The organism is Corallococcus aberystwythensis (assembly GCF_003612165.1).
GTDB classification, from domain to species: Bacteria; Myxococcota; Myxococcia; order Myxococcales; family Myxococcaceae; genus Corallococcus; species Corallococcus aberystwythensis.
Map to the genome: position 1 here is coordinate 1 of NZ_RAWK01000184.1, position 20636 is coordinate 20636.

Consider the following 20636-nt stretch of genomic DNA (forward strand, 5'->3'; position numbering starts at 1 on the left):
GAAGTGGCCGGTGGCCGTGGCCGTGGGCCTGACGGTCATCATCGCGTTCGCCGTCGCCTTCTTCTGGAAGGGCGCGAACACGGTCCCGCCCCCCGTGGCCGTGGTGACGCCTCCGGCCCCCGCGGTCGCCGCGCCCGTCACGGCCCCGGCCGTCGCGGCCGTGACGCCGCCCGAGGACAAGAAGCCCGTGGACCCGCAGCCGCAGCCGCCCCCACAGGTGACTCCCGAGGAGAAGAAGCCCCTCGTGGAGCCAGAGGATCCGCCCGCCGCCGCGACCAGGCCCAAGGGGCGCGGCAATGGCGCCTCCGAGTCGATGCCGGACAGCGTCCGCGAGGACCTGGCGTCGGCACAGAAGGCGCTGGACGCGTCGAACACGTCCGAAGCGCTGCGTCACATCCGGCGCAGCCAGCGCACGAAGATCACCGGCCTGTCGTTCTCGCTGCTCACCCGCGTGTACTGCCAGCAGCACGACCTGGCGAATGCGCGGGCACAATGGACCCGGGTGCCGGCAACGGAACGTCCCAAGGTCCGACAATACTGTTCGCGGTACGATATCGACCTTTAGGGTCGTCCGGGCGCGCGGAAGCTCCAGAGCGGGGGCGCGCCCGCAATTCAAGGAGTCGTCGTGAGAGTCCTACTGGCAGTGGGGGTCGTGGCGCTGTCCCTGGGGTGTTCCCGGGGTGTGCGGCCCGACAGCGCCGTGGCGGGCACGAAGCCCGTCACCGGCAAGGTGTATTCCAACGAGGCTGGCGAGCAGATCACCCTCATCGGGCTGGAGCCCGGTGACGCGCACAAGGCGCTGGTGGCGTTCGAGGGCACGAAGAGCGAGCTGGACGGCCAGGTGCTGGTGGCGTGGACGGACCAGGATTCGCGCAAGACGGAGTACTGGACGCAGTGGCGCGGCCACAAGCAGCGCTTCGTCGCCGTGCATGACCGGGGCGGCTACGAGGACCTCGTCTTCAGCAACGTGAACCACACGGGCTACACGCACCTGAAGCCGGACACGGGGAAGACCGGCGCGCTGAAGGTGGAGAAGATCTTCGAGCGCTACCAGGACGCCGAAGGCGACAAGAAGTACCAGGCGCTCCTCGCGTTCGACCGCAAGTTCTGGACGAACCAGGCGGAGACGCAGCTGAAGGAAGCGGTCGCGGAGACGAACAAGGCGTGCGGCTCCAAGCTGACGTCCGCCGTGGCCTGGGACTCCATCACGGACGCGCAGATCAACGAGATCTCCTTCGGCAGCTACTGCAAGGGCCCGCTGGAGTCGCTCCAGAAGCTGTGCGAGCGCTCCGACGAGGCGAAGCGCGCCATCCAGGCGAAGGTCCAGACGGTGGAGTGCCGCGTGGACCCCAAGGCCGCGCTGAAGCTGGAAGCCCAGAAGGTCATCTGGTCCGTGACCTCCGGTGAGACGGTCCAGCCGGATCAGGCCACCACCTTCTTCACTGACAACCTCTAGAACGAAAGCCCACTGACATGACGCTTCGACACATGGTCATCGCCCTGGGGCTCGTCCTGGCCCCGCAAGCCGCGCTCGCGATTGATCCGCCCTGGGGGCAGGAGCAGAAGCTGCGCGACCGCATGGTGCTGGAATCCACGAAGGTGTGCGCGGACGGCAAGGGCCACTACACGGTCCTGGTGCCCCGCACGCCCGAGCACGACGGCGCGATGTATTACGGCGACGGCAAGATGTTCACGCAGGTGCCGGCCCTGGACTACCTCTCCGAAACGGAGGGCGGCTTCTTCGAGCCCCGCTTCTTCAACCCCAAGTCCAACGAGAACTTCCGCGGCGTGGACTACCGGGTCGTCTCGTTCCTGAAGCTCAGCGACGACTTCAAGACGTGCACGCTCAGCTGCGGAGAGAAGTCCCTGCCGCAGCAGCCGGTGGCGGCGGAGCAGGCGAAGGAGCTGCTGCGCAAGTCGTCCTTCCAGGCGAGCCCGGTGAAGTTCCAGCCGTACGCGCTGCTGCGCGACGACAAGGGCACGTACTACCTGGTGGAGCGCGGCATGGGCGCGGACAACAAGAGCTTCCGCATCTTCACGGGCCAGCGCGGCCAGGTGAAGCAGCAGAAGATGCTCAACGTCGTCACCGACTCGCAGGGGGAGATCTTCTCCACGCAGGGCGGCGACCTGCGCCTCGTGGTGGACCGCGAGGAGCCGTCGTTCTGGGTGGTGAAGAGCAAGCGCCAGAAGCTGCGCGCGGTGCCGGTGGGTGAGAACCTGCCGTTCATCTACAACGAGCTGGGCGTCTACACGGGCGCGCGGCTGGGCACGCCCTGCGACGACGTGTAGTGCCTTGAGGCAGCAGGGCCCCGGGCACGGTCAGCCGTTGAGCACCTTCACGGCCTTCACCATGTCCGGGGCCAGTTCCTCGTATTCCACGAGGGTGAACCCCAGCTTCTTGCTGACGGCCTGCATGCCGCGGTTGCGCGTGAGGATGTCCGCGACGATGCGGCGCAGGCCCCAGTCCCTCCCGACGTCCACCAGCCGCCGCAACAGCTCCGTGCCCAGCCCCAGCCGCTGCGCGGGGTCGCTGACGGTGATGGCGAACTCCGCGTCCTTCGTGCCGCGCAGGCGCGTGAGCCGGCCCACCGCGAGGATCTCTCCCCCGCCCTTCCCGTCCGGTGACGGCCGCTCCGCGACGAGCGCCATCTCCCGCGCGTAGTCGTTGAAGCAGATGCGCGCCAGACGCTCGTGGGCCACGCGCTGGCTGAGCTTCATCATGCCCGCGTAGCGCATGAACACCGTCTGTTCGGACAGGGCCTGGTGGAAGCGTCCCATGGCGGGCTCGTCCTCCGGGCGGATGGGGCGCACGAGCAGCTCTTCGCCGTTCTTCAGCGTGAGCACCTTCGCGTACTGGTGCGGATACGGCTCGATGGCGAGCTTCGGCAGGGACGCGGCGGGCACGTCCGGCGGGTGCAGCACCACGCGCGCGTCCAGGGCGATGATGCGCTCGGCGGAGACGAGCAGCGGGTTGATGTCCAGCTCACGGATGAGCGGCTGCTCCACCACCAGCTGGCTGAAGCGCACCATCAGCCGCTCCAGCGCGCCCAGGTCCACCGGGGCCCGGCCGCGCACCCCCTTGAGCGCGTGGTGGATGCGCGTGCGCTCCATCATCCGGCGGGCCAGCGTGGTGTTGAGGGGCGGCAGGCCCAGGGCCCGGTCCTGCATCACCTCCACCAGCGTGCCGCCCGCGCCAAAGAGCAGCACCGGGCCGAACTGCGCGTCCAGGCTGCTGCCCAGAATCAGCTCGTAGCCGTCCAGCTTCACCATGGGCTGCACGGTGACGCCGTCGAACGCGTCCGCCAGGCCCCGCTCCGTGAGCGCTTCGCGGATGGCGCGGAACGCTTCGCGCACGCGCGCCTCGTCTCGCAGGTCCAGCCGAACGCCACCCACGTCCGTCTTGTGCGTCACCGTGAGCGAGTGCAGCTTGAGCACCACGGGGAAGCCCAGCGTGCGGGCCTTCTCCACCGCCTCGTCCTCGGACGTGGCGAGCCACGTCTCCACGGTGGGGATGCCGTAGGCGGCCAGCAGGCGCTTGGACTCGTATTCAGACAGGAGCGTGCGGCCCGCGGCGCGGGCCTCGTCCACCAGGGCGCGCGCCACGTCGCGGCCGCTCCCGGTGGGCTCCTCCGCCAGGGTGGGCGTCTCATAGAGCCCGGCGATGTTGTCCGAGTAGCGCCACATGTAGTTGAAGACGCGGGCCGCGGTGTCCGGGTAGCCGAAGGTCGGGATGCCCGCGTCGTTGAGGATGCGCTCGCCGGCGGCGACTTCAGAGCCCCCCATCCAGCTGGCGAGCACGGGCTTGCCGGGCAGCTTCGCGTAGCCCTTGAGCCGGTCCGCGGTCTTGGTGGACTCCGTCATGTCCTGCGGCGTGAGGATGACGAGCAGGCCGTCGCTGTTGGGGTCCGCGCCGGTGGTCTCCAGGGCCTTCGCGTAGCGCTCCGCGTCCGCGTCTCCCAGGATGTCCACCGGGTTGGCGTGGCTCCACGGCGGCGGCAGGAAGGCGTCCAGCTGCGCGCGGGTGGCGTCGGACAGCACGGCCAGCTCACCGCCGCCGGACACGAGCGCGTCCGTGGCGAGCACCGCGGGGCCGCCCGCGTTGGTGAGCAGCGTGAGCCTGCGGCCGGAGGGCCGGGGCTGGCGGGCCAGCACCTCCGCCATGTGGAACAGGTCCTCGATGGAGTCCACGCGCAGCACGCCCGCGCGGCGGAAGGCGGCGGAGAGCACCTCGTCGCTGCCGGCGAGCGTGCCGGTGTGGGACGCGGCGGCCTGCGCGGCCTGCGCGGTGCGGCCGGCCTTGATGACGATGATGGGCTTGGTGAGGGCCACCTCGCGCGCGGCGGACAGGAACGCGCGCGCGTCCCCAATGGACTCCATGTAGAGCAGGATGGAGCGCGTCATCGGATCATCCGCGAGGAAGTCGATGAGGTCCCCCCAGCCCACGTCCAGCATGGAGCCCACGGAGACGAAGGCGCTGAAGCCCACGGACTCGCGCAGGCTCCAGTCCAGGATGGAGGTGAGCAGCGCGCCGGACTGGCTGATGAAGGCCACGTTGCCGGGGCGGGCCATGCCCTTGGCGAAGGTGGCGTTGAAGCCGCCCGTGGGGCGCATCACGCCCAGGCAGTTGGGGCCGATGATGCGCAGGTTCGCGGCCTGCGCGATGCGCAAGACCTCCTGCTCCAGCTTCACGCCCTCCGGGCCCGTCTCCTTGAAGCCCGCGGAGATGATGATGGCGCCCTTGACGCCGACCTCCGCGCACTCACGGATGATGGCGGGCACGGACTTCGCGGGGGTGACGATGACGGCCAGGTCCACGGCCTCCGGCAGCGCGCGCAGGGAAGGCCACGCCTTGATGCCGAGCACGTTGGGGCGCTGCGGGTTGACGGGATAGACGGTGCCGCCGAACGGGCTGCTGATGAGGTTCCAGAGGACGGTGCGGCCCACGCTGCCGGGGCGCTCGCTCGCCCCCACCACCGCGACGCTGCGCGGGGCGAAGAGGACCTCCAGCGGCTGACGCGTGCGCTGGTGGAGCAGGTCGATGGAGGGGTCCGTCCGGGCCGGGGGCGTGGCGGGGCGTTGCTCGTCCATGGTGCGCTCGTGTTCGGTGGGGTGTCCGTACCGGTTTCAATCTCCGGTCGGCCCCCATCGTGCACCAGTTGGGAGGAGGAGGACGGCGTGGCGGACGCTCCCCCGTCCCGTTCTGCCTCCGGGCGAACGGATGACCGCCCCTACGACGCGCGCGCCTGCTCCACCACCGGCTTGAGCACGGTGCTGGCGAACTCCGCCAGCGTGGTGGGCGTGGTGGTCTCCTTGGAGCGCGGCTCGGCCGGGTCCATGCGCCCGTCCAGGATGGCGCCGTACATCTCCACGAAGGTGTCCGCCGCGAAGGCCGGCATGCCCGCGCCCGTCATGCCGTTGCGCAGGTCCTCCAGCCCCACCCGCACGTACTTCACGGGCTGGCCCAGCACCTGGGTGAGGATGCTCGCGACCTCCGGATAGGTGAGGTCCCTGGGCCCGTGCACGCCCGCGTAGCGGTGGCCCGTCCACGACGTGTCCAGCAGGTACTCGGCGGCCTTGGCGGCGATGTCCGCCGTCGCGACCATGGGGAAGGGCTTCGTCTCCGGGCTCGCGCTGAAGATGGCACCGGCCTTCGCCAGGCTCTGCACGTCCCGCAGCAGGTTCTCCATGAAGAAGCCCGCGCGCAGGCTGACGACGTTTGGCGCCGCCGCCTGGAAGGCCTCTTCAACGGGCTTGAGCACGGACACCGGCCCCGTGCCCGGCCCGTTCTGCGCGCCGACGCTGGAGAGCACCACCACGCGCTTCACGCCGTGCGCCTTCGCGCGCTCCGCGGCCAGCCGGCCGTTGGCCTTCGCCCACTCCTGGAAGTCCGGACGGATGGCGGACGGGGACAGCCAGAACAGCGCCTCCGCGCCGGCGAACGCCGCGTCCAGCGTGGCCTGCTCCTCGATGGAGCCCTGCACCACCTTCGCGCCCCGCTTCACCAGGTCCGCCACCTTCTCCGGCGTGCGGGAGATGACCGTGACCTTGCGGCCGGCCTCCAGGAGCTTCTCCACGAGGGGACGACCGATGTTGCCGTTCGGGGTGTTGACGACGATGGACATGGGGTGCCTCCAGCGACTGCGGGATGGAGCAACAGTGCCCCCGCGCCGCTCATGAGGCCACTGCATGCTATGCATGCGCCCATGCGCCGCGCTCATGAAACCCCCGCCGAGGTGGATCTCTCCGGCATCAACCTCAACCTGATGGTGGCGCTGGACGCGCTGCTCCAGGAGGCGCACGTCACGCGCGCCGCCGCCCGCGTGGGCATCACCCAGTCCGCCATGAGCCATGCGCTCGCCCAGCTGCGGGAGCTGTTGGGCGACGCGCTCCTCATCCGGGGCCGCGGCGGCATGATGCTGACCCCGCGCGCGGAACAGCTCTGTGCGCCGCTCAAGCGGGGGCTGGCGGAGCTGCGGCGGGCCCTGCGCCATGAGCCCCCCTTCGAGCCCGCCACCGCGTCCCGCCGATTCACGGTGGCCACTCGCGACTACTTCGGGTCTGTCCTGCTGCCGGGGGCGCTGGAGCTCCTGGGCCGCGAGGCGCCCGGCGTGGACCTGGTCGTGCAGCACGTGGAGGACAACACCTACCCGGAGCTCCTGGAGCGGGGCGAGGTGGACCTGGCCGTCATCGTCACGCCGAAAGTGGAGGCCAGCCCGGGCCTGCGCCAGCGGAAGCTGTTCACCGAGGACTTCGTCTGCGTGGTGCGCAAGGACCACCCCGCCGTCCGCCGCAAGCTGGACCTGCACACCTACCTGGAGCTGTCCCACATCCTCATCAGCCCGCGCGGCGACGGCGTGGGCGCGGTGGACCGGACCCTGGCCCAGCGCGGCCTGCCCCCGCGCCGCATCGCCCTGCGCGTGCCCTACTTCCTCATCGCCCCGCTGGTGGTGACGCGCTCGGATTACGTCCTCACCGCGCCCCGCCGCCTCATCGCCGCGTTCAGCGAGGAGTACGCGCTCCAGGTGTTCCCGCCCCCACTCCCCGTGCCGCCGTTCAACATCGTCGAGGTCTGGCACGAGCGCTTCGACGGCGACCCCGCGCACCAATGGCTGCGCGGACTCGTGGCGCGAGCCGTCAACACGGGGTCTGAAAACACCCGGAGTTCACGAAGGGTGCGGCGCGCGCCAGCTTCCTGACACTCGGGGGGCGCGACACTGAACGTCAGTACACAGGTGGGGGAGCATCGCATGGGGGGCTTCGTGTAGGGTGCTCCGCATGAATCCTGAGAAGCTTGTCTTCGCGCAGACCGTCGAAGCGCTCTTCGTCCGAGCGCTGGAGAACCGCCTGACGCCCGCGTGCCGCGAGCACCTGAAGCGAGCGGGGCTGGACCTCGACCGCAAGCTGGAACGCACGTATTCGCTGGAACAGTGGCGGGAATTCCTGCGTATCGCCGCCGGCCACGTCTATGGCGGCGTGCCCGCGGAGGCCGCGTACTACTCCCTGGGCGAGCGCTTCATGGACGCCTACTTCGGGACCTTCTTTGGCCGCGCGCTGCTGGGCGTGGGCCGGCTGGCCGGTCCCCGGCGGATGCTGCTGCGCGCGGACGTGGGCTTTCGCGCCGGCAACAACTTCAGTGAAATCAAAATCGTGGAGCGCAGCGCGACTTCGCTGGAGCTGTGGATGAACGACGTGCTGGCGGATCAGCCGACGTTCGCGGCGGGGCTGCTGGCGCGCGCGGTGGCGCTGTGCGGAGGCTGGCGGGTGGTGGCGCTGCCGGAGGAGTTCGACGGCACGGCGGCGACGTTCCACCTGCGCTGGAGCGAGGCCCCCGCCGAGGCGGCGCTCAGCGCCACTGAGGATGGGTCCGCAGGCGACGCTCGACCTCAGGCGTGAGGGTGGCCCCATGCGGGGCCCGGGAGGACGAGCGCTCCCAGCGCTCCAGCCACCGGGTCCCCAGCGGGGCGGCCAGTGTTTCGGAGCGGGTCGAGGCCACGGTGGTCTCCCCCTTGGCGCCGGTGGACACGCCGGCGCCCACGTAGAACCCCGCGAGCAGCAGCGTGACGCGGGTGGGCGTGGCCGCGCTGTAGGTCAGCAGCAGGGCGCCCTCCCCGTCCTCGCGGCAGTGCCGACGCACCCGGGCCAGGACGGCTTCGGTCCACATGTCCGGGTTGGACGCGGGTGAGAACGGGTCGAAGAAGACGAGGTCCGCCGGGGGCAGCGCCGCCTCCGGCTCCAGGAAGGGCACCGCGTCCCCCAGTTTGAGGTCCCACCGGATGCCGGGCTCGGACCAGGTGCCGTGCTTCATGAGGCGCTCACAGGCCTCGCGGAACGGCTGGAGGAACGGGAACCCCTCCGCGTCCGCGAGCGCGAGCCGCAGCGGGGCCAGGTCCACCTCGAAGCTGACGACGTGCAGGTCGCGGGCGCGGTCCGGGCCCAGCTCGCGGGCGCGGGTGAGCGCGGCGACGGCGTTGGTGGCGGCGCCCAGGCCCACGTCGTGGATGACGAGCGGCGGGCCGGGCTGACGCAGGCGGTCCGCGAGGCCGGGTTGCTCCACGTAGAGGCGCAGGGCCTCCTGCCACGGGCCCACCGCGGGGTGCATGACCTCGCCATGGCCCAGGTGGCGCACGGCGCGGTGGCCGTTGCGCAGGGTGACGAGCTCGAAGTCGCCGTCGCGCGGATGGGAGGGCTCGGACATGGGGCTCCTGGCCTGGAGGGGACGTGTGGGAAAGGATGGGTGCCTAGCATGAGGACTCCAGGGCAGGAACATCGGGGAGCGCTTCACGGCGAGGACGTGCGGCACGGGGAGGCGCCCTTCGAGGGAGGCCGGGTGCGGCTGTCGCTCCGGGTGGAGGCCGGGACGCGGACCATCCAGGAGGCGGCGTGGGAGGCCCCCGGCGCGGTGGACGCGGGGCAGCCGCTGGCGGCGTGCCTGGAGTCGCTGTGCCAGAACGCGGTGGGCATCGGGGTGGACGTGTTCCTGCGCTTCGACGACTTCCACCTGCGCGCGGGCTGTCCGGAGGGTCTGGAGGCGACGGAGGAGGCGGGGCTGGCGGTGCGGGTGTTCCGCTTCGCGTTCAGCCAGTTCCATCCCCGGGCCACCGGGCCGGCGTACCTGTCCAGCGGGCTGGTGCTGGCGAAGCTGCCGCGGGGCGCGAGTCCGGAGTGGGAGGAGCCGGGGTTCTACTTCGCGCACTACTACCGCGAGGAGCTGTGGCCCGCGGCGGTGGACGAAGCGCGCCGGGGCGGAGTGCTGGGTCCGCGCGCGGCGTGCGCGTACATCGATGCGTTGCTGGCGAAGGCTGACGACACGGTGGAGCTGGACTGGCCCGTGGAGCAGGGCACGGCGACCTGGGACTGGCTGACGCGTGTCTGTCTGCCCCGGGTGACGGGGAGCGCGGAGCGGACGCGGCAGTTGCTGGAGGGCGGGTACGGGGGCGCGAGCGGCACGGGGAGCTTCCCCTTCGGCCACCTGGACGGAGGCCCGTGGCATCCGACGGAGGACCTGCCGGAGCCCGAGGGCGTGGGGCACGTGGAGTTCATCCTGGGGGACCTGGTGCACCTGTTGCCGGAGCTGCCGGCGAACGGCGTGCTGCTGGCCGCGCCCCGCTGGATGGCGGTGGGACAGACGCAGGACTCACCCGCGCTGCGCCGGGCGGACATCTCCAGTGAAGAGGCCGGAGGCTTCGGCCTGTTCAACGCGGCGGCGCACGACGTGGGCGAGGACGATGACTGAGGGGCGCCTTCTGGGTGGGCTGGTGGCCCTGCTCTGCCTGTCGTGCGCTTCAGGGCCGACGCGGTACGCGCAGACGTCGGACTCCGCGACCAGTGGATGTCTGCGCAATCCCACCTGCTACACGCAGCCAGGGGATGAGGCGTTCCTGCCGTGGGTGGACCAGGCCGCCAGGGCAGCCGCCACGGCGGGAGCCACGCTGAAGCTCCTGGAAACGGCGGACGTGGCCCGCATCGAGCACCTGCTGGTGGAGTGCGCGAAGGAGGCGAACCTCATCGTCAATGAACGCGAGTACGGCGAGGGGAAGTACCCGGATGACAAGGAGTGCTTGCGCGTAGTGGGTCAAGACAAGGACGGCAAACCCATTCAGCGGCAAGCGGAGCTGGGCAAATTGAAACATGCGGTTGCCTTCGCATGCATTCAGCGAGACGTCCGTCGACTCTTTCCCGACAACGTCTCAATCGAGCCTCGCTACGGTCCCTCTTCCACGACGGGTAGTCCTGCATTGACGAACCGATGGACGGGCTCAAAGAAGCCCGACATCGTCCTTCATGCCACTGGCCAGCCAGTCCAAATTCAATGCATTTTCGACCTCAAGTTTCCGTGCACTCAGAAAAGCAAGGGCGCCCCACTCTCCAACGACAGAACCCGGGAACAAATGTCCCGCTACGCGGAGCTGGGTGGAAGATGCAAGCCCGCCATCATTACGCCCCAATTCGGAGTCGTGCGTGAATAAGTATCCGCTCCTGCAACACTTCGCCACGACGCTCCCCCGGGTCCAACTGGTCATGCGCATCGTGTTCTACCTGCCGCATGACCACGGAGTGCTGGCCCCTGTCCTACGACAGGCCCTCGACACCTATCTCAGATTCATTGCTGCCAGTGGCGGGGCACTCACGTCTGGAGATGATCCCGACATCAGTGAGGATTCCTTCCTGCTCACTCCTGACGCCTGGGAAGAGGTCCACAAGGAGTTGGAGAAGGCTCGCTTTGGGCCTCTGGAAGACATGGACCAGGACTCCTTCTGGTTCTGGACCTTGACCAAACGGGGCTTCGACACGTGGGTCCATCTCACGGGTGGAGAGTCGGATCCCAGCGGCTTTGAATTCAGCTTCCGTTCTCGGCTTCCCTGGCGAGAACCTTCTTCTGAATACAGCGTTCTGAGCGTGAAGGTCCCCATGCAGTACCTGGAGGACCAGGGGCCTGAAAAGGCGCGCGACCTGGCGCAGGCGCTGGCGGAGCTTCTTCCCTTCAACACGGGCCATGCGGGACTGTCGCTCTCGTTCACCCGTGGGAGGTCCAGGCTCCTTCCCCTCCTGAGGGATCAACTGGTCCGGCATCCCGGCTGGGACGTTCCACGGGAGAGTACGTGGGGCATGGGAGACGGCATCGACGGCATCCATTGGCTGAACTTCCTGGGCCCTCTCCAGCTTGAAGCCGTTGGCGGCATCCCGGCGCTCCGCTCGCACCTGAGCCACCCGGAGACCACCGTCCAAGAGCTCACCGGAGGCCGCGCCCTGATCAGCCTGGGCTCCGCGCCGCTCGCGGGAGACACGAAGCTGGGTGAAACGCTGCCGGCGTATCGGGAGCTGGCCCGGTTCCTGGAACCGTGGCTCCTGCCCTCCACTCCCTTCACCCACTTCGAGGGCTATACCCAGGAGGAGGCCCGCCACTGGTGGCGTCGCTTCCTGGAGGCCCCTCCCGTGCCGGTCTCCAACCCACGCGACGGGTAGCCGCGCCGGATTTTTTCACGCATTGCCCCAGCACCCGGCGCACTGATATCCGCCATGGCGAAGTGTTCACGTCGAGCGGCGGGCCGACGGTCGTGGTCGCGCCAGCCCTCGCGGATCGGGGTCTCATCAATGCGGTCACAACGCGCTGTCTGGAACAGGCTCCTGGTGTTCGCCACGAGCCTGGGCCTTCTGTCCTGCGGCGGCAACGAGCGCCCGGTACCCGAGGGCGTTCACACCACCACCGCCCGTCTCGCGACGGCACCGGCCTGGTACCCCACCGCGTCCATGCCGGCCACCCGCGCGCAACACGCGGCCGTCCTCCTGCCTGACGGGAAGCTGCTGGTCGTCAACGGCGTCAACCGCGACGGGTTCGTCACCACGGCGGACCTGTATGATCCGGCCACTGGCACCTGGGCCTCCGCGGGCACCTCCGGCATCCAGGGGAACATCACGCTCGCCGTCCTGCTGCCCACCGGCAAGGTGCTGGTGTTGACCGACGGCTCCCAGTCGGGACGCATCTACGACCCGGTGGCCAACACCTGGACCGCCACGGGAAACATGTCGACCACCCGCGCCCTCCCCACGCTCACGCTGCTGGCCACGGGGCAGGTGCTGGTCGCGGGCGGCACCGGCACCGGTGGCGCCCGGCTCACGTCCGCGGAACTGTACGACCCCGCCACCAACACCTTCCTTCCCACGGGAGCCATGTCCCTGAGCCGGAGCGCACACACGGCCACGAGGCTGCGTGACGGACGGGTGCTCGCGGTGAGCGGCTTCAGCCAGGCCGGTGAGGTCCCAGGCGCGGAACTCTACGACCCCGCCACCGGCACCTGGACCGATACCGCGGCCCCGCTCACAGCCCGGTACTACGCCACCAGCACCCTGCTCCCGGATGGCCGCGTGCTCTTCGCGGGCGGGCGCATCGCGGGCGGCGGCATCATCCAATCGGAAGTCTACGACCCGGCGGCCAACACCTGGACCGCCACGGGCAACCTCGCGTTCCCGCGCGACAGTCACGCGGCCACGCTGCTTCCCGATGGCCGTGTCCTCGTCACGGGCGGCAGCGCCTCCAACGGCTCGGCGGCGCAAAACGTGGCGGAGCTCTACAACCCCGCCACCGGCGCCTGGGCTTCCGCCGGCACGATGAATGTCGGCCGTGAGAACCACACCTCGACGCTGCTGCCGGGGGGCAAGGTGTTCATCGCCGGCGGCTTTTCCAGCGCGGGCAGCCTGACCTTCTACGCGCAGACGGAGGTCTACGATCCGGCCGTCACCGCGTTCACGCCCGCTGGCACCATGGGCACGCCCCGGACGGATCCGCTGGTGGCGCTGCTGCCCACGGGCCAGGTGCTCGTCGCGGGTGGCCGCGGCGCCGGTTCGTCGACGGCGGTGGAGGTGTATAACCGTGCGAGCAACACCTGGACCGCGGCGCCCGCGCTCGCCGTGCCGCGTGAGCGCGCGACCGCGACCGTCCTGCCCTCCGGCCAGGTGCTGGTCGCCGGTGGCCGCAACGGAAGCACCTCGACGAACTCCGCCGAGCGCTACGACTCCACCACCGGGACCTGGCTGCCCACCGCCACCCTCCCCCGCCCGAGGCACGTCCACACCGCCACGCTCCTTCCGGATGGCCGGGTGCTCCTGGCAGGCGGCCAGAGCAACGCCACGGTGCTCGTCGCCGCGGACCTCTATTCGCCCGGCACCGACACCTGGGCCCCGGCTGCCTCCTCCGGCGTTGCTCGCGCCAGCCATGGCGCCGTCCTGCTCCACAACGGCAAGGTGCTCGTCGCGGGCGGCCATGACGGCAACGGCGCGGAGCTCAGCTCGGCGGAGCTGTACGACCCCGTCGCCGACACCTGGACCCCCGCGGCGAGCCTCGCCCAGGGCCGGGACGAGCTGACGCTGACGTTGCTCCCCTCGGGCCAGGTGCTGGCGGCGGGCGGCATCGCTGGCTTCACGCCCCTCGCGTCCGCGGAGCTGTACGACCCCACCACCAACACCTGGAGCCCGGTGGGGCCGCTCGCGCAGTCGCGCCAGCACCACACCGCCACGCTGCTGCCCTCGGGCAAGGTCCTGGTCGCGGGCGGCCTGACCGTGGCGGGCGTGTTCGCCGACACCGCGGAGCTCTATGATCCGCAGCTGCGCGCGTGGACGACCGTCGCGACGCCCAACACGCAAGGAGGGTTGATCTCCACCGCCCTCCCCTCGGGCGAGGTCCTGCTCGCCGGAGGCGTGGCCGCCTCCACCGCGGAGCTGTTCAACGACACCGGCGCCCAGCCCGCCTGGAAGCCCACGGTGACGAACCCGGCGACCCTGGTGGCCGGCTGCCCCACCGTCCTGGAGGGCCTGCTGTTCCGGGGCATCTCCGGCGGAAGCAGTGGCAGCTACCTGGACTCTCCCACCGACTTCCCCCTGGTCCGGCTGCGGGCCGCGGAGGGCGGACGCCTCTGGACGCTTCCCAGCAGCGACACCTCGGCCACGCGCGCGACGGTGACCGTGCCCACCGGCACGCCGCTGGGCACCTACGGGCTCTCCGTCTTCGCCAACGCCATCCCTGGCGGACGCATGGTGACGGTCGTCGCCAACCGCGTCCCGACGGCGGCGGACCAGCAGGTCGTCGTCCAGCGCGACACCGGGACGGAGCTCGCCTTGGCCGTCACGGATCCGGACCCCGGTCAGGTGTTGTCCCCTGTCGTCGTCACCCAGCCGCAGCACGGCACGCTCGCCACCAATGCGGCGGGAAACCTCACGTACACGCCCGCCCCCGGCTACGTGGGCCCGGACAGCTTCACCTACCGGGTGCGTGACTGCGCGGACGAGAGCAACATCGCGACCGTCACCCTCGACGTGGTGGAGGACGCGCCCACCCTCACCTGCCCCGCGAACGTCACCGCGGAGGCGACCGGCGCGGACGGCGCTGTCGTGACGTACGACCCCGCGGTGCTGGATCCGGCAGGGGGGCTCCCGGTGAGCTACTCGCAGGCGTCGGGCTCGCGCTTCCCGCTGGGCACCACGACGGTCACCGCGACCACGATGGGCATCACCTGTTCGTTCCAGGTGACGGTGCAGGACACCACGCCGCCCGAGCTGACCTGCCCCGCGAACGTGACGGCGGCCCGGGATGAGCCGGTGACCTTCAACCCCACGGCCTCGGACGCGGTGACGGCCTCGCCGTCGGTGACGTCCTCGCCCGCGTCGGGCAGCACCTTCGCGCCGGGCGCCACGCAGGTCACCGTCACCGCGACGGATGACGCGGGCAACTCCGCGCAGTGCACGTTCCAGGTCCGGGTCCAGGTGGAGGTCGTGGAGCTGGCCGGTGGCGGATGCAACAGCACCGGCGGCACCTCGTCCGCGCTGGCACTCCTCGCGACGCTCGCGGCGGCCTGGAGCACTTCGCGCCGCCGTCAGAACGCGGACCGGGGGAACTGAGACATGCGCTCCCTCTTTTCTCGAATGGACCTTCCCTTGCGTACAAAGGCTCAGAGCTGGGCGCTGGCCGCGCTGCTGGCCACCGCCGTCTCCCCCGCTGCCTTCGGGCAGACCACCACGAGTCCCATCTCGGCGCTGGACCTGGAGCGCCTGCGCTTCCAGCCGGCGGCGACGGACTCCATGCTGGTGGACACCGGCCGCGTGCTTCCCGAGGGCGGCTACCGCCTGCTCCTCATGGTCAACTACGAGCGCGGCATCCTGCTGCTCCAGGGCAGTGACGGGCTGGAGCGCTCCATCCTCCACTACCGCACCGCGGGCTGGCTGGCCGGCGCGTGGTCGCCGGTGGACCGGTTGGAGTTCTCCGCGAAGCTGCCCGTCATCATCGCGCAGGGCGGCCATGGCGCGGATCAGCTGGCCGGCGTGAGCGAGCCGGACTCGTTCGGCCTGGGCACGCCGGAGCTGGGCGTGCGCTACGAGTTGCTGCGGCGCGAGGAAGGCGCGCCGGTGTTCCTGGGCCTGGGCCTGGACATCGGCCTGCCGGGCGGCTCGGCGGACGCGTTCGGCCGTCAGGCGGGCTGGGCCGGCTTCCAGGTGGCGCCCCGCGTGTCGGTGAGCCGCGAGGTGGGTCCGGTGGTGCTGGGTGCCAACGTGGGCGTGCGGATCCGCTCGAAGGAAGTCGAGCCGGGCCGCGACGTGGGCACGGAGCTGGAGCAGGGCGTGGTGGTGGCCACGCGCGGCAAGGGGCTGCGCGGTGAAATCGCGCTGCAGGCCGCCGAGTCGCTGGTGGAGTCGGACCTGGCGCTGGAGCTGCTGGGCGGCGTGCGGCTGCCGGTGGGCGCGGGCTTCGAGGCGTTCGCGCTCGCGGGGCACGGCTTCACGGACATCCCGGGCACGCCGTCGTTCCGGCTGGGCGCGGGCATCGCGTACGCGAACGAGCCCGAGCCCGTGGACCGCTGCCGCACCGGCCGCAGCCACACCCCGGAGCAGTGCCCGAACGAGGACGACGACGGGGACGGCGTGGCCAACAAGGACGACCGCTGCCCGCTGGAGGCCGGCTCCGTGGAGAACAACGGGTGCCCGGACAAGGACTCGGACGGCGACGGCGTGGTGGACCGCGAGGACCAGTGCCCGCAGCAGGCTGGCACGGCGCAGAACCACGGCTGCCCGGCGCAGGACACGGACAAGGACGGAGTGCCGGACGCCGACGATGCCTGCCCCAACGAGGCCGGTCCCGCTTCCGAGCGTGGCTGCCCCGTGAAGGACTCGGATGGCGACGGCGTGCCGGACAAGGACGATGCCTGCCCGAACGAGGCCGGTCCCGCTTCCGAGCGTGGCTGCCCCGCGAAGCAGCAGAAGCCGCCCGAGGAGCCCCAGCAGAAGCCGCCCGAGGAGACGAAGTCGCCGCTGGAGCACATCGTCCAGTTCCCGGTGAACCAGTCGGAGTTCCAGGAGAACGAACAGCAGCAGCTGGATGACATCGCGGCATACCTGAAGGCGAATCCGGAGCTGAGCATCCGGATCGAAGGCCACACGGACAACAGCGGTCCGGAGGAAGCCAACCGCACGCTGAGCCAGCAGCGCGCGAACCGGGTGCGTGAGTACCTGATCCAGAAGGGCATCGCGGGCTCGCGCATGGAAGCGAAGGGCTTCGGCCCCGACCGTCCGCGCGTGTCCAACGAAACGCCGGAAGGCCGCAGCGCGAACCGCCGCGTGGAGTTCGTGCCCGTCTCCGGGCGCTGATTCCCGCGAGCGTCAACGTGACGCCGCTTCGTGGTCCTCCACGAAGCGGCGCACGGAGGCTTCAGGCCTCTTCAGGATGCAGCTGCACCAGCGCGGGCAGCTCCGCCGCGCGGTCCCGCAGGCGGACCTTGGGGCGGATGGCCACCGGAACACGGGCCGCCGCCAGCAGGTCCAGGTCGAACACGTTGTCGCCGAAGGCGGCGTAGAGCGGCCGGTCCGTCCGCTGCCTCAGGCACGTCACCTTGCCGGGGCCATAGGGCACGGGCTCGAAGACGGACGTCTGCAACCGTCCGCCCTCCTCCTTCGGCGTGCACGCCAGCACGAAGTCCGGCGTGAGCCCCACCTCGCGCACCGCGGCCTCCACCACCGCGCGCGGCGACGCGCTGACCACGTAGCAGTCCACGCCCTGGCCGCGGGCCCACTCCACCACGCGGCGGGCCTCGGGATGGACGCGTCCGGCCACGCCCCGCCGTTTCACGACCTCCTGGGCGAAGCCGAGCACCTCCTCCGCGTGCCAGCCCGCGAAGATCCACGCCATCATCTCGTAGGTGTCCTTCTCCGGCAGGCGCCCGGCCTCGAACGCCTTGAACAGCGCGTGCGCCAGCGTCACCGCGTCCGGATGCGCCTCCACGCCGTGACGGGCACCCAGCTGCTCCAGTGCCGCGCGGGCCTCGGGCCGCACGCCGCCGTGCTCCAGCAGGGCCATGAACAGGTCGTCCCCCACGTCCCCGCTCCACAGCGTGCCGTCCCCGTCGAAGGCCAGCACGCCGTTGGGTGTCCGCTCCATCTCGCGACGGATGCGCTCCAGCGTCTCGTCGACCCGTTCAATCCTCATGGCCGACATCCTCGCTGGCCGGGCAGTCCGGTGTCACCCGAGTCCGCGACATCACGCTGCAAGGTGTTCACCTCTCCGGTGAACGTGTGCTTACCCTCCAGGGCATGGCACGGACCGAGAAAGAGAAGATGCTCGCGGGCGAGCTGTACCTCGCCACCGACCCGCAGCTGGTGGCCGAGCGAGCCCGCGCCCGCAGGCTCCTGCGCCGCTACAACGAGTCCAGCCAGGACGAGCTGCCGGAGCGTGAGAGCCTGCTCACCGAGCTCCTGGGCCAGGTGGGCGCCGGGACGTGGATCGAACCGCCCTTCTACTGCGACTACGGCGAGCACATCCGGCTGGGCGAGCGCGTCTTCATGAACTTCCAGTGCGTCATCCTGGACTGCAACACGGTGACGATTGGGGACGACGTGTCCTTCGGTCCGGGCGTGCAGGTGTACGCGGCCACGCATCCGCTGGATCCGGATGAGCGCATCAAGGGCCCGGAGCTGGGACGCGCCGTCACCATCGGCGCGAAGGTGTGGATTGGCGGCGGGTCCATCATCTGCCCGGGCGTCACCATCGGCGAGGGCTCCACCATTGGCGCGGGCAGCGTGGTGACCCGGGACATTCCTCCGTACGTCTTCGCCGCCGGCAATCCCTGCCGCGTCATCCGGAACCTCCGGTAGCGGAAGGTCAGCCGCCCGCAGCCTCCACCGCGTCGGGCTCCGGTTCCTCGGGGCCCTCGACGGTGCGCTCCAGCGTCCGGGCGAGCGCGACCCGGGCCTCCGCCGCCTCCTCGAACGCCTCATCGCTCCCGGCCCGCGCCGGAACAGGGACCGTCGCATCCAGCTCATCCGGATGCAGGCGGAACCACTTCGCGATGAGCATCAGCTCCTGGGCCTCCTGCGCGCGGAGGCCAATCGCCTCCGGCTCCGGCATGGCGAAGATGTCCCGCACCCGCGCCTCCAGCGCCGCGTGCTCTTCCATCGTCTGGGGAGCAGGCACCTCCGCGCGGATCCGTCCCCGCCGCAGCACGTACGTGCGGTCCTGGCCGCCGTGCCCGCGCACCGTGTAGACCAGCGACAGCCGCCGCAGCGTGCGCCCCAGCTCGACAATCCAGGCCTGCACGTTCTCCAGCCGCTCCGCGCGGTCGCGCAGCTCCGCCGCGTATTCGAACTGGAGCCGCCGCGCCGCCATGGCCATGCGCTCGCGCAGGATGACCAGTGGCCGGTCCGACTCGCCGTTGAGGAACGCCCGCGCCAGCGCGACCTGCGCCAGGTACTCCGCGGTCGTGCACCCGCCCGCGCACGGTGAGAGGCACCGCGCCGTCTGCCCGCGCATGCACCGCGGGTCGTCCTTCATGGGGAAGAGCGGGATCTGATCCGCCAGCCGCATGGGCGTCTCGGAAGGACAGTCCCGCAGCTCCAAGAGGTCGTTCACCGCCCGCACCACGTCCGCCATGGTGTGCCGGCCGTGGAAGGGCCCGAAGTACTCCGCCGTCCCTCCACCGCCGGGCTGGCCCACCACGCGCAGCCGGGGCACGGCCTCCCGCGTGAGCTGGAGGAAGCAGTGCGAGCGGTCGCGCTTGTGCTCCACGTTGTAGAGGGGCCGGTGGCTCTTGATGAGCCGGAACTCATGCAGGAGCGCGGCGAACTCGCTGGCCGTGTACTCCCACTCCACCTGGTGCGCCTGGGCCACGATCTCGGCGGCCTTCTCGCCCTCGTCCGCGCGGAAGTAGGAGAGGAGCCGCGTGCGCACGCGCACGGACTTGCCCACGTAGAGCAGCTCTCCGGCGGGACCGAAGAACCGGTACACGCCGGGCCGGTTCTCCGCGCTCTCGCGGACGTGACTCAGGAGGGTGGCGGCGCGCGGGTCCATGCGGCAGGAGCGCCGGGCCTGCGAGCCCGGGCACCGCAGGCTAACCCGCCACGTTCCGCCGTACCGCCGTTCGCGCGCCGGTCATCACAACCCGGCCGGAGGGCGGCCAGCGGGCCACGCGCCCGGACTTCAGCCCACGCCCTTCAACGTCATCGCAGTGGCGGCGGCCTCGTCCTTCAGGTCCTTGGGCGTGGCGATGGAGGCCTTCAGCTCGCGGTAGGTCTGCGCGTAGCCGTTGCGCAGGATGCCCTCGCGGATGCGCTCCATCAGCTTCTGGTAGTGCCGCACGTTGTGCACCGACAGGAAGCGCGAGCCCAGGTGGTGCTTGCCGCGCATCAGGTGCTGCAGGTAGCCGCGCGAGTAGCGCTTGCACACGTAGCAGTCGCACTCGGGGTCGAGCGGTCCGTCCTCCAGGCGGTATGCGGTGCGGGTGATGCGCACCAGCCCCTGGAACGTGTACGCGTAGCCCTGCTGCGCCATCTTCGTGGGGATGATGCAGTCGAACATGTCCACGCCGCGCAGCACCGCCTCCAGCAGGTCCGTGGGCGTGCCCACGCCCATGAGGTAGCGCGGCTTGTCCTGCGGCAGGGACGCGGTGGCGCGCTCGGTCATCGTGTCGCGCTCCACCTTCGTCTCCCCCACCGCCAGCCCGCCGATGGCGAAACCGTCGAAGGGCAGCTTCGTGAGGAACGCGGCGCTCTCGTCGCGCAGGGCCGGGTGCACGCCGCCCTGGACGATGCCGAACAGCGCCTGCCCCGTGGCGCGAGTCTCCTTCGCGGCGAGGCTGCGCACGGCCCAGCGGTGGGTGCGCTCCATGGCCTCACGGGTGCCGGCCTCGTCCGTGCGCGAGTCGATGCACACGTCCAGCACCATCATGATCTCCGAGTTGATCGCCTGCTGCATGGCGATGCTGGACTCGGGGCTCAGGAGCTGGCGGCTGTTGTCGTAGAAGCTGCGGAAGTGCGCGCCCTTCTCCGTGATGAGCCGGTCCTCCGGCAGGGAGAAGATCTGAAACCCGCCCGAGTCCGTCAGCACCGCGCCGTCCCACCCCATGAACGGGTGGATGCCGCCGAAGCGCTCGAACACCTCCGGGCCGGGCCGGAGCATCAGGTGGTAGGTGTTGGCGAGGAGGATCTTCGCCCCCGTCTCCTTCACCTCCTCCATGCCGAGGTGGCGGAAGCCGGCGTGGGTGGCCACCGGCATGAACATCGGCGTGGGGAAGGACCCCTTGCGGGTGTGCAGGATGCCCGTGCGGGCGCCGGTGGGGTCGGTATTCAGGAGTTCGAAGCGGACGGCCATTGACGGGCCTTATACC

Annotated in this window: 16 protein-coding genes and 1 pseudogene; 11 read left to right on the forward strand and 6 right to left on the reverse strand. The window is 70.6% G+C overall.

Annotated features, from left to right (window positions below):
- The 3 genes and pseudogenes from D7W81_RS42085 to D7W81_RS26995 form a co-directional block, all read left to right on the forward strand.
- Positions 1 to 565: pseudogene (locus D7W81_RS42085) on the forward strand (hypothetical protein); the annotation flags it as partial.
- Between the two features lie 60 nt (positions 566 to 625).
- A complete protein-coding gene (locus D7W81_RS26990; RefSeq protein ID WP_147445636.1) occupies positions 626 to 1456 on the forward strand; it encodes a hypothetical protein in 831 nt (276 codons plus the stop codon).
- A 17-nt stretch (positions 1457 to 1473) separates the two neighbouring features.
- The gene (locus D7W81_RS26995; protein ID WP_244227460.1) at positions 1474 to 2289 is read left to right on the forward strand and encodes a hypothetical protein; all 816 of its coding nucleotides are present in this window, start codon (positions 1474 to 1476) and stop codon (positions 2287 to 2289) included.
- A 30-nt stretch (positions 2290 to 2319) separates the two neighbouring features.
- On the opposite strand, the gene D7W81_RS27000 is transcribed toward D7W81_RS26995, so the two are convergent.
- Both D7W81_RS27000 and D7W81_RS27005 read right to left on the reverse strand, forming a co-directional pair.
- The gene (locus tag D7W81_RS27000) at positions 2320 to 5088 is read right to left on the reverse strand and encodes a bifunctional acetate--CoA ligase family protein/GNAT family N-acetyltransferase (RefSeq protein ID WP_120558271.1); all 2769 of its coding nucleotides are present in this window, start codon (positions 5086 to 5088) and stop codon (positions 2320 to 2322) included.
- A 140-nt stretch (positions 5089 to 5228) separates the two neighbouring features.
- Positions 5229 to 6122 carry an NmrA family NAD(P)-binding protein gene (locus D7W81_RS27005; RefSeq protein WP_120558272.1) on the reverse strand — a complete coding sequence of 298 codons (894 nt, stop codon included), beginning with the start codon at positions 6120 to 6122 and terminating at the stop codon, positions 5229 to 5231.
- Between the two features lie 81 nt (positions 6123 to 6203).
- Here D7W81_RS27005 and D7W81_RS27010 point away from each other — a divergent pair, with 81 nt between their 5' ends.
- A complete protein-coding gene (locus D7W81_RS27010) occupies positions 6204 to 7196 on the forward strand; it encodes a LysR family transcriptional regulator (protein ID WP_244227461.1) in 993 nt (330 codons plus the stop codon).
- 79 nt (positions 7197 to 7275) lie between these two features.
- Positions 7276 to 7893 carry a DUF2378 family protein gene (locus tag D7W81_RS27015; protein ID WP_120558274.1) on the forward strand — a complete coding sequence of 206 codons (618 nt, stop codon included), beginning with the start codon at positions 7276 to 7278 and terminating at the stop codon, positions 7891 to 7893.
- On the opposite strand, the gene D7W81_RS27020 is transcribed toward D7W81_RS27015, so the two are convergent.
- A complete protein-coding gene (locus D7W81_RS27020; RefSeq protein ID WP_120558275.1) occupies positions 7844 to 8695 on the reverse strand; it encodes a tRNA (5-methylaminomethyl-2-thiouridine)(34)-methyltransferase MnmD in 852 nt (283 codons plus the stop codon). The two genes, D7W81_RS27015 and D7W81_RS27020, sit on opposite strands and share 50 nt — an antisense overlap.
- Positions 8696 to 8743: 48 nt before the next feature.
- On the opposite strand from D7W81_RS27020, the gene D7W81_RS44215 reads away from it, so the two are divergent.
- The 5 genes from D7W81_RS44215 (at position 8744) to D7W81_RS27040 (ending at position 16629) form a co-directional block, all read left to right on the forward strand.
- On the forward strand, positions 8744 to 9733 hold the full coding sequence (locus D7W81_RS44215) for a hypothetical protein (protein WP_147445637.1): 990 nt from the start codon (positions 8744 to 8746) through the stop codon (positions 9731 to 9733).
- A gap of 22 nt (positions 9734 to 9755) precedes the next feature.
- A complete protein-coding gene (locus D7W81_RS42485; RefSeq protein ID WP_158621693.1) occupies positions 9756 to 10466 on the forward strand; it encodes a hypothetical protein in 711 nt (236 codons plus the stop codon).
- A complete protein-coding gene (locus tag D7W81_RS27030; RefSeq protein WP_158621694.1) occupies positions 10411 to 11463 on the forward strand; it encodes a type VI immunity family protein in 1053 nt (350 codons plus the stop codon). Before D7W81_RS42485 ends, D7W81_RS27030 begins: the two co-directional genes overlap by 56 nt.
- Positions 11464 to 11628: 165 nt before the next feature.
- On the forward strand, positions 11629 to 14889 hold the full coding sequence (locus D7W81_RS27035; RefSeq protein WP_120558278.1) for a Kelch repeat-containing protein: 3261 nt from the start codon (positions 11629 to 11631) through the stop codon (positions 14887 to 14889).
- Positions 14890 to 14925: 36 nt separating this feature from the next.
- On the forward strand, positions 14926 to 16629 hold the full coding sequence (locus D7W81_RS27040; protein ID WP_244227462.1) for an OmpA family protein: 1704 nt from the start codon (positions 14926 to 14928) through the stop codon (positions 16627 to 16629).
- Positions 16630 to 16690: 61 nt separating this feature from the next.
- On the opposite strand, the gene D7W81_RS27045 is transcribed toward D7W81_RS27040, so the two are convergent.
- Entirely contained in the window at positions 16691 to 17464 is a 774-nt protein-coding gene (locus D7W81_RS27045) for an HAD family hydrolase (RefSeq protein WP_120558280.1), read from the reverse strand.
- Positions 17465 to 17568: 104 nt separating this feature from the next.
- Between D7W81_RS27045 and D7W81_RS27050 the strand changes: the two genes are divergently transcribed.
- Positions 17569 to 18129, forward strand: a complete 561-nt coding sequence (locus D7W81_RS27050; RefSeq protein WP_120558281.1) for a sugar O-acetyltransferase — start codon at positions 17569 to 17571, stop codon at positions 18127 to 18129.
- A 7-nt stretch (positions 18130 to 18136) separates the two neighbouring features.
- Here the strand turns inward: D7W81_RS27050 and D7W81_RS27055 are convergent, their stop codons facing one another.
- The gene (locus D7W81_RS27055) at positions 18137 to 19321 is read right to left on the reverse strand and encodes an excinuclease ABC subunit UvrC (protein WP_120558282.1); all 1185 of its coding nucleotides are present in this window, start codon (positions 19319 to 19321) and stop codon (positions 18137 to 18139) included.
- A gap of 129 nt (positions 19322 to 19450) precedes the next feature.
- The gene (gene tgt, locus D7W81_RS27060) at positions 19451 to 20620 is read right to left on the reverse strand and encodes a tRNA guanosine(34) transglycosylase Tgt (protein ID WP_120558283.1); all 1170 of its coding nucleotides are present in this window, start codon (positions 20618 to 20620) and stop codon (positions 19451 to 19453) included.
- Positions 20621 to 20636: the final 16 nt, after the last annotated feature.